This window comes from Natrinema longum (assembly GCF_017352095.1).
In the GTDB taxonomy this organism is placed as follows: Archaea; Halobacteriota; Halobacteria; order Halobacteriales; family Natrialbaceae; genus Natrinema; species Natrinema longum.
Window position 1 is genome coordinate 1,213,805 of sequence record NZ_CP071463.1, and the last position, 11,053, is coordinate 1,224,857.

Sequence of the window (11,053 nt, forward strand, 5' to 3'; positions counted from 1 at the left end):
TCCCCAAACCGGGCGCTCGGACGCCACCTGTCGAGAGCGGTACGTCTCGGGCGATGCGTCCAGTAGACACATTAGCCTGGATTACCGTCACCACATATAGATCGTCTTCGCCATCGACCAATGACGCATCCGCCCGCGACAACGCGACCGCGAACGATCCTCTACGTCGCCGCGACCGAGGCGGCGGCCAGCGACGGTGCGACCGCGCTCGAGACCGTCGAGACGGGGCCGGAGCGCTCTATCCGACCGGCGACGACGGTCGAGCGCGTCCGCAACTGGGCCCCGGCAGTCGACTGCGTCGTCTTCGCCGAGACGCCGACGACCGCCGCGGGGTCCAATCTCCTCGAGGTCGTCGAGGCCTGTGGGTCGACGCCGTTAGTGCTCTTTTCCGACCCGTCGTACGCGCCGCCGGCCGCACGATCGACCGACGGAATCGACGGCTACGTCCGCCGCGACACCGACGACGCGGTCGTTCACCTCGCGGACGAAATCGAGTGGGTGTGCCGGGGTGACGACGAGTCCAGCGGTTCGACCGACGACGGGGAAGCGACAAACGACCAACCGGTCGACCGGCTGCTCGAATCCGTTCCCGAAGCGGCCGCCTGTGACGATCGCGACCGCCTTTTCGACCTGTTGGTCGAAACCGCGAGCGACGTACTCGATCGCGACTACTGCTGGCTCTCGACGGTCCACTTCGGCGATTTCACACCGCGAGCGACTGCATCGGGGCTCTCGGCGGACGATCTCGAGCCGGTCGCACGCGAGGGTCCCCTCGAGGAGGCGCTCCGAACGGGTGAGCCGATCCGTATCGACGACCTCGCGGCTGACGACCGGCTGGCGGTCCCCCTCGAGGGGGTCACATCGCTGTGCTGTCTCCCCGTCGGTGACGCCGGCGTGCTACAGGTCGCCGCCGAGAACGCGGGTGCGTTCGACGAGCGCGACTGCGACCGGCTGGCGGCGTGGTGTCGATTCGTCGCCGCGATCCTCGAGCGAATCGACGCCGAAGCCAGCCACAGTACGGAACGCGAGCAGCTGCGCCGAGAACGGGATCAACTGCGGACGGAGCGGGACCGGCTCGCCGACGAACGCGACGAGCTGGCGCTCGAGCGCGATCGGATCGCGACCGAGAACGAACGGCTCGCAGCCCAGAACGATCGGTTTCAGGCACTGTTCGCGAACGTCCCTGAGCCGGCAGTCAGATACGAGATCGACGACGGGAAACCGATCGTCCGGGACGTCAACGACACGTTCGTCGACGTCTTCGGGACGGCACCCGAGACGATCGTCGACGAGCCGGTCGACGAGGCCATCGTCCCGCCGGGCCTCGAGTCCAGACGAACGACGTTGCTCGAGTCGCTCCGGGCAGGGGAGTGTCGCCAACTGGTCAGTCGTCGGGAAACCGTCGACGGCGTCCGGGAGTTCCTGCTCACGCTGGTCCCGGCCGAAGCGGGTGCGAGCGGCCGGAACGCCGACGGCGGGAACAGCGACGGTGAGGACAACCCGGCGGGACTGATCGTCTACAGCGACGTGACGGACGCGAACCGCCACGAACGGGAGCTGGCAGCCGCCCACCACCGCCTCGAGACGATCGCGGACCTGGTCGACGAGGACGTTCGGTCGCCGCTGAACGTCGCGCGTGGCTACCTCGAGCTCGCGGCAGAAACCGGGGACGAAGAGCACTTCAGGGCGGTCGAGGACGCACAGGAGCAGCTACGGGAACTCGTCGATCAGCTCGTCGCGATCGCTCGCCAGGACGACGTGATCGTCGAGACCGAGCCCGTCGCCATCCACGACGTCGCGCGACGGGCCTGGGTCGCCGTCGAGACCGGCGACGCGCGACTCGTCACCCAGACGACGACGGACCGCGTGCTCGAGGCGGACAAAGCGCGGCTGCGAGAACTGTTCGAACACGTGCTGGGGACCGTGGTCGATTCGGCCGGCACGGCTGCTCCCGAGGCGGACGACGGAGCCCAAGACGGGGAGGGCGAGCGTACGGACCCCGCGACGCAAGTGGTGACGGTGGGCGCGACCGACGACGGCTTCTACGTCGCCCGACACAACCCCGACGCCGACAGGCGGGTCGTCGACGAGGGACTCGAGACGGACCCGGTCCCCGGCCGATTGGCAGCGGGCGACGGGACCGGTTTCGAACTGGGCACCGTCGAACGCATCGCCGACGCCCACGGCTGGAACGTCGGCGTCGCCGAGGACGACGATCGGATCGCGTTCGCGTTCCGCGGAGTCGAATCGGTCGACGAAACGTAAACGATCCCGCCCTACCCGCTTACCGCTCCTCGAGGTCGGGACTCCACCTCGGAGACGGTGATACAGAACTCGTGCTACGATCTACTGCCGTCGCGGCCGCGAAGCTCTCACGCCGTTTCGTCGAGCGCCAGCGAGGCCAGCATCGCCTCGAGTTGCAGGCGCTCGTTCGCGCCCTCAGTGATCCGGTAGTCGACCTCGCCGAGTCGCTCGAGCAGTCGAACGGTGGCCTGTTCGGGGAGGTCGAACTCCCAGGCCGAACGGTGGAGTTGATCGATGACGTCGCCGCCGGCGAGGCCGCGCTCGGTCAGGAGGTCCTCGAGGGCGGCGCGGGCGGCGGTGAAGTCGCCGTCGATGGCGTGTTCGACCATGGCCTCGACCTCCTCGGGGCGGGCGGTGGCGGTGATCGCGAAGACGGTCTCCTCGTCGACGGTCTCGCCCATCACGGCGGCGGCCTGTAAGGCGTTGATCGCCTTGCGCATGTCGCCGTCGGCCGCGTAGACTAAGGCGTCGACGCCGTCGTCGGTCACCGCGATATCCTCGGTGGCTGCGATCTCGCGAACCTGCGCCTCGATGGCGTCCGCGGAGAGTTCCGTAAACCGGAAGACCGCACACCGCGACTGGATCGGATCGATGATCTGGCTCGAGTAGTTACACGAGAGGATAAAGCGCGTGTTGTTCGAGAACTGCTCCATCGTCCGGCGCAACGCCGACTGGGCGTCGGAGGTCAGGGCGTCGGCTTCGTCAAGAAAGATGATGCGGTGGGAGTAGCCGCCGAAACTCGAGCGTGCGAAGTCCTTGATCCGCTCGCGGACGACGTCGATCCCGCGCTGGTCGGAGGCGTTGAGCTCGAGGAAGTTCTCGCGCCAGTCGTCGTCGTAGACCTCTCGAGCGATGCTCTTCGCGGCTGTCGTCTTCCCCGTGCCCGCCGGACCCGCGAACATGAGGTGGGGGAGGTCGTCCTGCTCGACGTAATTTTCGAGTCGCGGAACGATGTCCTCGTGGCCCTTGATGTCGTCGAGCCGCTCCGGGCGATACTTCTCGATCCAGACCTCGGTCTTGCCGGGTGTGGGCTCCGCCGCCTCGGCGTCGGCCTCGCTCATACCGGTCGAAGGTGGGGCCGCAAGATAAAACGACCGAAGGTCGGCGTCGGACCGAGTCACCGGCGGCCCCGCCGGTGACGAACGATTCACGAAGCGTGACAGTTTCCGGCCTTGAAACCGTGGTGACAGGTTTTACACCCTGCTCGAGGAAGTACGACCCGTGATGCTCGAGCATGATGTGCTAGTACGAGTCGTCGTCGGCGTACTGGTCGCCCTCGTCGTCTGCGGTACCGTCCCGGCGACGGCTGTCGCCCAAACGAACGGTCAGACCGGCGGCACGGTCGTCGTCGAGGAGGGTGAAACGGTCGACACCCTCGAGGCCTTCGGCGGGAGCGTCGTCGTCCGTGGGACCGTCACCGGCGACGTGAGTGCCGTCGGGGGCGACGTACGGATCGAACGAACCGGCGAGGTCGGGGGCAACCTCGAGGCCGCTGGCGGGAGCGTCACGATCGCCGGGACCGTCGGCGGCGACGTCGAGGTCGGCGCAGGGAGCCTCACGGTCACCGAGAGCGGCACCGTCGGCGGCACCCTCATGGCCGGCGTCGGAAGCGCGACGATCGACGGGACGCTCGAGAGCGACGCCGAGATCGGGGCCGAGACGATTCGACTGGGCGAAACCGCCGCAATCGCCGGCGATCTGCGTTACGACGGCGATCTCCAGGGGAACACCGACGCGGTCGCGGGCGAGATTCAGGAGGACGCCTCGCTCGGGGTCGACGTCGCGCCGACGATCCACCCGTTTGCGTCGTGGCTGTTCGCGGCCTACGTCCTGGCGGTGAACCTGCTGCTCGGGGCCGTGTTGCTCGCACTGTTTCCGCGGTTCTCCGACGGCGTCGCCGACCGCGTCGCAGCCGGCCCCCTGCGCTCCGGCCTGGTCGGGCTGGGCGTGTTCGTTGGCGTTCCCGTGATTCTGATCGCGCTCGCGATCACGGTCGTCGGCATCCCGCTGTCGCTGATCGGCGGCTTCGTGTTCGGACTGCTGTTGTGGATCGGGACGATCTACGGCCGGTTCGCCGTCGCCGCCGTGCTCCTCTCGCTGCTCGGCGTCGGGAACCGCTGGCTCGCGCTCGTCCTCGGACTGGTCGCCGGTGCCCTCCTCTCTCGGCTTCCGATCCCCGTCGTCGGCGAGGCGATCAATCTGGTCGTCCTGTTGTTGGGACTGGGCGCGCTCGTTCGCGGGCTGGTGGGCAACTGGCGCAGCGCTCGAAACCGGGACCAGCAACGCCCAGCCGGACCCGACAGGGACGAACCGACCGCGGACTAGTACCGTCCCAAGCGTCGACTGCTGAGCGAAATCGGAACACACCGCATGATTTCGCTCGGCAGTGTAGGCTTGGGCCGCCACTAGCCGGGAGCGATGCCCTCAAGACCGTCGTCTCGTTACCGTGACCTATGCGCGTCACCGTCGATATCAAGGGCGAAGCTACCTACGAACTCGACCTCGAGGCGGTGGCCGGCAGTGCCGACCGCGACGGCGGCGGAGCCGCCACGACGCCGACCTACGCGGACCTCCTCCGCGAGGTCGAGTTGAGCCCCCACGAGGTGAGCGTCCTCGTCGACGGCCGTCCAGTTCCCGAAGATCAGCCCGTCGAGAGCGACCACGTGACGGTGTTGCGCCTCATCAAGGGTGGCTCCTGGAAGTGAGCCGACCGTCGTCTCGCCGTCCCCGAACGCCGATCCCACACCGTTGCGATCGGGCGGGACCGACGCGTTGTTGAGCCACGCCGCCCAACGTCGGTGTGAATGTTCGTCCGCACGGCGACTCCCGACGACGCCCTCGAGGTCCGGCGCATCCTCGACGGAGCGATGCTCGAGTCCGGCGACGTCGAACGGCGGATCGACGACGGCGACGTCTTCCTCGCGGGCGATCGGCGCGGGACGGCGGCGAGTGCGGACACCGACGGGAGCGAACGAATCCTCGGGACCGCCGTCCTCGAACCCCTCGAGAACGAGCGGGGGGCGCACGTCGGGGCGATCGGCGTCCGTCGTCGACATCGGGGGCGTGGGATCGGCTCGGCGCTGATCGAACGGGCGCTCGAACGGGAGGGACGCCTCACGGCGCGATTCGACGACGGCGTCAGGCCGTTCTACGAGCGGCTGGGGTTTTCGATCGAACCGATCGACGAGCAGCGCCACCGCGGCGTGGCGGTGACGGCCGGAAGCGTCTGACGGCCCCACTCATGGGGACCCGTCGCCTGCCAGCGCAGTTTTATCCGACCTGAACGTGGTACGTGTCGTCGCATGGCGCTCCAACGGATGCTCAGCGGCGGTCCGTCGAAGAGTTCGAAGGTCTATCTGGCGATCGGCGTTCTCTCGCTGGTGAAAGCGATCGCGGTCCGCAACGACCGGGAGCGGTTCCGACGCGAGTTGGTCGACGCCGGGCTGTTCCTCGGCGTCGGGGTCGCGCTCCGCCGGTTCAGCAAGATGAAGGCACAAAAACGGCAGGAACTCGAGTCCCAGGTCCCCGACTGGGCGGCCGACCTCATAACCTCCGAAGCGACCTCGAAGGGGCTGCAAACGCTCGCGAAGCGACGACTCGGGCAGTCCGAACCCGAACCGAAGACGGTTCGAGAGCGAGCACGCAGCGTGCTCTCGAGCCGGTAACTCGCCGTCGTCACGCCCCTTTCTCAGTCTGATTCCGCGTCGACGGCGGGTGGGGCATCGGTCGAAAGCGGCTCGAGCGCCGCCGAAAAGTGACGGAGTTCCGGGACCGCGGGGTTCGAGACGATCTCGAGTCCGGACACCTCCTGGCGGTTCTCGAGGACGGCTTCGGCCGTCTCGACGACGTGCTCGAAGTGCTCCCGGTGGTAGGTCCGGCGCGGAACCGCGAGTCGGACCAGTTCCGGCCGGTCGGTCTCGGGGAACGCGAAACTCCCGAGTTCGACGCCCCTGACGCCACCTTCCCGATACAGTTCACAGACCAGCGCCTGTCCCGGGAACTGCTCGGCCGGGATGTCCGGAAAGGTCGCCCCCGCGTCGAGGTAGACCGCGTGCCCGCCGGTCGGCGTGTACACTGGGACTCCGGCCTCCTCGAGCATCGCGCCGAGTTCGCGGACCTGTTCGACCCGATCCTCGATGTACGCCTCCTCGACGGCTTCGCGCAGACCGACCGCCATCGCGGCGACGTCTCGACCGGCCATGCCGCCGTACGTGGGGAACCCCTCGTAGAGGATCGCACGCTGTTTACACCGCTCGAAGAGGGCCTCGTCGTCGGTCGCGACGAAGCCGCCGACGTTCGCCAACCCGTCTTTCTTCCCGCTCATGACGAGCGCGTCCGCGAGCCCGAGTTGCTCGCGTGCCACCTCGGGGACCCTCGCGTCGGCGAACTCGTCCTCGCGTCGCGTCACGAAGTAGGCGTTCTCCGCGAACCGGCAGGCGTCGATCACGAACGTGGCGTCGATCTCGTCGGCGAACGCCCGGACCCGACGGGTGTTCGCGACGCTGACCGGCTGGCCCGCCGTCGAGTTGTTCGTGATCGTCAGGATCACCAGCGGGACGCGTTCCGCCCCGACCTCGTCGACGACCGCGCGGGCCCGCTCGAGCGAGAAGTCACCCTTGAACGGCTCGTTCGTCGCCGGATCGTGGGCCCCCGCAACCGGACAGTCGACCGGATCGGCACCTTGATTCGAGACGTGCGCTCGCGTCGTATCGAAGTGGGTGTTGTTGAGCGCGACGTCGCCCTCGGAGAGCAGGCTGCCGTAGAGAACGTTCTCGGCACCGCGACCCTGGTGGGCCGGCACCACACGGTCGAATCCCATCACGTCCGCGACCGCGGACTCGAGGCGGTCGAAGCTCGCCGAACCGGCGTAGGCCTCGTCACCCTGGAGCAGTGCGGCCCACTGGTCGTCGCTCATCGCTCCCGTCCCACTATCCGTCAAAAGATCTATGAAAACGTCGTCCGCGGGGAGATTGAACGCGTTGTATCCGGCCTCCTCGAGCGCCTTCGTTCGCCGTTCTTTCGATGGCAGGTGGATCCGTTCGACGACTTTCGACTTGTAGGCGACCATACCCGATCGATGCCGTCCAGCGTGTTCAGTCTAGCTGAGAGGTTGTGAGCGTCGATGACTCGAGACGGCCCCCGCCGGACGGATCGGCGCATCGATGGACGGAATCGGTGGGTCGCTCGCCGATGGGTCTGACGGTGGCACAGTACGGGCAGGGTCGCTCACGTCCGCCACCTCAGCGCGTGTCGATCCCGACGCCGCCGAAGGTATCGTCGGCGATCCGCTCCTTCGTCGGCTCGGGGCCGACCAGTTCCAGGGCCTCGAGACGCTCGTCGCGGATGGTGAGTGTCCTGGTCGACGCAGTGCCGTGGGTCGGGCCGGCGTCGGGAGAGACGAGCGGTTCGACGCGGTCGTCGGGTTCGCTCGAGTCGACGGGGACGGGTTCGCTCGAGTCGGTCGCAGTGAGCGCACCGAGTTCGGCCGCAGTAGCGTCGATCACCTCGCCGTCGGCCCGGACGGTCACGTCGGCGTCGCCGACGAACTCGAACTCGAGGTCCGCGTACGTCGGGGTACCGCCGCCGGCCTCGTTGAGTTCCCCCATCCCGTTGGAATCGGTGTCCGTGACGTTCGACGCCGGCGTCGCACCGTCCGGATCGGTCGACTCCGCCGTCTCGACGGTTGCGAGGTCGGCGAACAGTTCGGTCGCCGTCGTGTCGTCGACCGCGTCGTCCGGGATCGGATCGTGAGCGCCGGCATCGTCCTCGAGGAGGTCGTCGGTCGAGTCGACGCCGAACTCGGCGAGGACGGCGTCGGGATCGGGATCGACGTCCTCGAAAACGTTTGTTACTGTCGGGTCGGTACTCATGCTCCCGTCTGCACCGTTCACCCCCTTCGTTACGGTTTTGCTACCAGTGTATTAACGATCGAATACTCCGGTGGCTATGACAGTAATCGGTTGTTAGAGGCGGCCCCACGCCGAATTCGCCGGGCCGAAACTGGAGGGCGATTTCCGCGCGGGTGCGTGAGACGAACCCAGCAGGATCGCTCGAGCTAGAACAGGTTCTGGGTTAGTTCGAGGGTCTCCTCGCGGTCGTCCCAGTCGACGAAGAGGGCGACGCTGGTCGCGCTCGTGATGATGTCCTGGAGATGAATGCGGGCCTCGGCGAGGGGGTTGACGATCTCGCTGATGATTCCCGGCTGGTTTGGGAGTTCCCCGCCGGTCACCCGGATGACGGCGATCGGCGAGTCGACGGTGACGCTCGAGAGTTCGTCGCGGGCGATGACCTCGCGGTGGAGGATGTTCTCGGCACGTTCGGCTTCTTCCTCGTCGATGTAGAACGTGACCGTGTCCATTCCGCTGGCGACGGCGTCGACGTTGATGTCGCTTTCGGCGAGTGCTTCCGAGAGGTGATTGAAGATCCCGGGCTGATTTCGAATGGCTCGACCGGCGACGGTCAGACAGGCCAGTGGCCGCTCGCGGAGGTCGACGAGGTTTCTGAACTCGCCTTCGATGCTCGTCCCGCCCGACAGCAGATCGCCGTGCTGGTAGTGGACGACACGAACGTCGAGTTTCCCGTCCTTGTACGACAGTGCAGAGGGTGCGACGACCTCAGCGCCCCGGAACGAGAGGTTTCGGAGTTCGTCGACGGAAATCTCGCCGACGTTGCGGGCACCTTCGACGACGTGGGGGTCGCCGGTCATGACGCCCTCGACGTCGGTCACGATGACGACCTCGTCGGCGTCCATGTACTTGCCCATCATGACCGCCGTCGTGTCGCTGCCGCCCCGACCCAGCGTCGTGATCGAGCCGTCCGGCCCCTCCGCTAGAAAGCCAGTGATGACCGGCACCGTCTCGTCGAGTTCCGCGGCGACCTCCTGTGCGCGTTTCTGGGTCTCCTCGACGTTGACCTCGCCGTACTCGTCGGTGACGACGGGCCACCGATCGCTTCCGGGCTCGAGGAACATCGCGTCGATGCCCCGAGCCGACAGCGCGGCCTTGAGCATCCGAACCGACGTCCGTTCGCCCATGCTGACGATCTGGGCGCGGTCGGCTTCGTCGGTCTCGAAGCTGATCTCCTCGAGGAGGTCGTCGGTCGTCGATCCCATCGCGCTCGCGACGACGGCGATCTCGTGGCCGTCCTCGACGGCCGCAGCGATCGAATCCGCGGCACGGTTGATCCGGTCGCCGCTTCCGAGGCTTGTTCCGCCGAACTTGGCTACGACACGCATGCTGACACCTCACTGACCGCGTGCGTGACGGTGGTGTGACTCATACTCGGTCAGTTACCAGAGCGTGCAGATAACTGTGTCCCATCGGTCGCGTTTTTAGTGCTCGCTTGATCCGTCGCTTCCGTGACTCGAATGCAAGCGCCCCGTCGGTTCGGGCCGACCGGATCTAGCCAGCGATCCGCGACCGGGGTTTATTATTGTGCGCGCCATTACCATACGTCGATGAACGTACGGGACGCACTCGAGGCCGATGCCAACGCCCTCGCGTCGATCGCGGACTCCCCGACGGACGTGATGCGAAATCTCGTCCACGACCGGACGGTACGCGTCGCCGAGGACGGGACGCACGACCCGAACGCGGACGTATCGGACTCGCAATACGACGGCTCCGATCCGGAGGACCTCCTCGGATTCATTAGCTTCGACGCTCGCGAGGACACCGTCCACGTCACCCAACTCGACGGAACGAGCGAGGCCTGCAAACGGTTGCTGGCCGAACCCGTCCGGTTCGCCGAACGGGAGTCGATGGCCGTCGAACTACTGGCGTCGCAGGACGCCACCCCCATCGAGAACGCTGCCCGAGAGCTGGGCTTCGAGCGACGCGGGCGCGGCCCACAGTTCGACGGCTCCCCGACGGTTCGATTTCGACTCGAGCCATAGGACGGTCTTCGGACCCCAATCCCGGACGGGCCGCCGGCCGATGTGGAGGCCACGCTTCGGTTTTTCGGGCTGACGGGCCGCATCCGGACTGTTCGAGTGTCTGACTCGCGCTGTGCTCCGGATCGGCCGCCCGTGATCCGGTCCGTACGGAGCCGGCCGCCACCCGAGCCGGTCCGCGGGTGGTTCGCCCTTCGGAGGACGAATCGCCCGCCGTTTCGGGAATCGGACCAAATCAGGTTTACTCGGGTACTTCCAAGAGCGAATATGGACGAACCGACTTCGTCGTTCGCTACCGATCGAAAACCGACTCGTCGAACCGTGCTGGGTGCCGTCGGAGGTGGCGCGCTCGGATCGATCGCCGGCTGCCTCGGTGGGGACGAGACGGCAGACGTTCCAGCGCCGATCAGTATCGCCGACGATCGGGGGTGTGACAACTGCACGATGATCATCGGGAACTACCCCGGTCCGGCCGGACAGGCACACTACGAGGATCCGACGGCAGTGCTCGAGGAGGATCGACCGGCCCAGTTCTGTAGCTCGCTGTGTACGTACGCGTTCACCTTCAAGCAGGACGTCGATCCGACGGTCAGCTACCTCACGGACTACTCGACGCTCGAGTACGACATCGAGGAGGGCGACGACGGTCCCGTGATCTCCCGCCACCTCGACGCCGACGGGTTCGGGGACCGATCGGGGCTCACCCTGATCGCCGGCAGCGACGTGGGCGGTGCGATGGGAGACTCGCTCGTTCCGTTCAGCGACGGCGACGACGCCGCGGCGTTCCAGGAGGAACACGGCGGCGACAGCTACGATCACGACGAGATCACGCAGGAACTCGTCATGTCGATGATGTAA

The 11,053-nt window shown here is 67.0% G+C and carries 11 protein-coding genes; 7 read left to right on the plus strand and 4 right to left on the minus strand.

Annotated elements, in window-relative coordinates; translation table 11 throughout:
- Nucleotides 1-120 precede the first annotated feature (120 nt).
- A complete protein-coding gene (locus J0X27_RS06010) occupies nucleotides 121-2,265 on the plus strand; it encodes a GAF domain-containing protein (protein ID WP_207271492.1) in 2,145 nt (714 codons plus the stop codon).
- Nucleotides 2,266-2,372: 107 nt separating this feature from the next.
- Here J0X27_RS06010 and J0X27_RS06015 read toward each other — a convergent pair whose 3' ends face one another.
- Nucleotides 2,373-3,365, minus strand: a complete 993-nt coding sequence (locus J0X27_RS06015) for a replication factor C small subunit (protein WP_207271493.1) — start codon at nucleotides 3,363-3,365, stop codon at nucleotides 2,373-2,375.
- Between the two features lie 163 nt (nucleotides 3,366-3,528).
- Between J0X27_RS06015 and J0X27_RS06020 the strand changes: the two genes are divergently transcribed.
- From J0X27_RS06020 to J0X27_RS06035, 4 genes are all read left to right on the plus strand, one after another.
- Entirely contained in the window at nucleotides 3,529-4,629 is a 1,101-nt protein-coding gene (locus J0X27_RS06020; RefSeq protein ID WP_207271494.1) for a bactofilin family protein, read from the plus strand.
- A gap of 128 nt (nucleotides 4,630-4,757) precedes the next feature.
- The gene (samp2, locus tag J0X27_RS06025; RefSeq protein WP_207271495.1) at nucleotides 4,758-5,009 is read left to right on the plus strand and encodes a ubiquitin-like small modifier protein SAMP2; all 252 of its coding nucleotides are present in this window, start codon (nucleotides 4,758-4,760) and stop codon (nucleotides 5,007-5,009) included.
- Nucleotides 5,010-5,108: 99 nt separating this feature from the next.
- Nucleotides 5,109-5,534, plus strand: a complete 426-nt coding sequence (locus tag J0X27_RS06030) for a GNAT family N-acetyltransferase (RefSeq protein ID WP_207271496.1) — start codon at nucleotides 5,109-5,111, stop codon at nucleotides 5,532-5,534.
- 72 nt (nucleotides 5,535-5,606) lie between these two features.
- Nucleotides 5,607-5,969 carry a hypothetical protein gene (locus tag J0X27_RS06035; RefSeq protein WP_207271497.1) on the plus strand — a complete coding sequence of 121 codons (363 nt, stop codon included), beginning with the start codon at nucleotides 5,607-5,609 and terminating at the stop codon, nucleotides 5,967-5,969.
- Nucleotides 5,970-5,992: 23 nt separating this feature from the next.
- On the opposite strand, the gene J0X27_RS06040 is transcribed toward J0X27_RS06035, so the two are convergent.
- From J0X27_RS06040 to J0X27_RS06050, 3 genes are all read right to left on the minus strand, one after another.
- Entirely contained in the window at nucleotides 5,993-7,372 is a 1,380-nt protein-coding gene (locus J0X27_RS06040; RefSeq protein ID WP_207271498.1) for a tryptophanase, read from the minus strand.
- A 172-nt stretch (nucleotides 7,373-7,544) separates the two neighbouring features.
- Nucleotides 7,545-8,174, minus strand: a complete 630-nt coding sequence (locus J0X27_RS06045) for a hypothetical protein (RefSeq protein ID WP_207271499.1) — start codon at nucleotides 8,172-8,174, stop codon at nucleotides 7,545-7,547.
- A gap of 185 nt (nucleotides 8,175-8,359) precedes the next feature.
- Complete coding sequence (locus J0X27_RS06050) at nucleotides 8,360-9,538, minus strand: aspartate kinase (RefSeq protein ID WP_207271500.1); 1,179 nt, start codon at nucleotides 9,536-9,538, stop codon at nucleotides 8,360-8,362.
- 222 nt (nucleotides 9,539-9,760) lie between these two features.
- On the opposite strand from J0X27_RS06050, the gene J0X27_RS06055 reads away from it, so the two are divergent.
- On the plus strand, nucleotides 9,761-10,198 hold the full coding sequence (locus J0X27_RS06055) for a hypothetical protein (protein ID WP_207271501.1): 438 nt from the start codon (nucleotides 9,761-9,763) through the stop codon (nucleotides 10,196-10,198).
- Nucleotides 10,199-10,462: 264 nt separating this feature from the next.
- Entirely contained in the window at nucleotides 10,463-11,053 is a 591-nt protein-coding gene (locus J0X27_RS06060) for a nitrous oxide reductase accessory protein NosL (RefSeq protein WP_207271502.1), read from the plus strand.

Coding starts and splice junctions, on each gene's coding strand:
- J0X27_RS06060 (WP_207271502.1), top strand. CDS start 10,463: ATGGACGAACCGACTTCGTCGTTCGCTACCGATCGAAAACCGACTCGT.
- J0X27_RS06030 (WP_207271496.1), top strand. CDS start 5,109: ATGTTCGTCCGCACGGCGACTCCCGACGACGCCCTCGAGGTCCGGCGC.
- J0X27_RS06010 (WP_207271492.1), top strand. CDS start 121: ATGACGCATCCGCCCGCGACAACGCGACCGCGAACGATCCTCTACGTC.
- samp2 (WP_207271495.1), top strand. CDS start 4,758: ATGCGCGTCACCGTCGATATCAAGGGCGAAGCTACCTACGAACTCGAC.
- J0X27_RS06035 (WP_207271497.1), top strand. CDS start 5,607: ATGGCGCTCCAACGGATGCTCAGCGGCGGTCCGTCGAAGAGTTCGAAG.
- J0X27_RS06055 (WP_207271501.1), top strand. CDS start 9,761: ATGAACGTACGGGACGCACTCGAGGCCGATGCCAACGCCCTCGCGTCG.
- J0X27_RS06015 (WP_207271493.1), bottom strand. CDS start 3,365: ATGAGCGAGGCCGACGCCGAGGCGGCGGAGCCCACACCCGGCAAGACC.
- J0X27_RS06020 (WP_207271494.1), top strand. CDS start 3,529: ATGCTCGAGCATGATGTGCTAGTACGAGTCGTCGTCGGCGTACTGGTC.
- J0X27_RS06040 (WP_207271498.1), bottom strand. CDS start 7,372: ATGGTCGCCTACAAGTCGAAAGTCGTCGAACGGATCCACCTGCCATCG.
- J0X27_RS06050 (WP_207271500.1), bottom strand. CDS start 9,538: ATGCGTGTCGTAGCCAAGTTCGGCGGAACAAGCCTCGGAAGCGGCGAC.
- J0X27_RS06045 (WP_207271499.1), bottom strand. CDS start 8,174: ATGAGTACCGACCCGACAGTAACAAACGTTTTCGAGGACGTCGATCCC.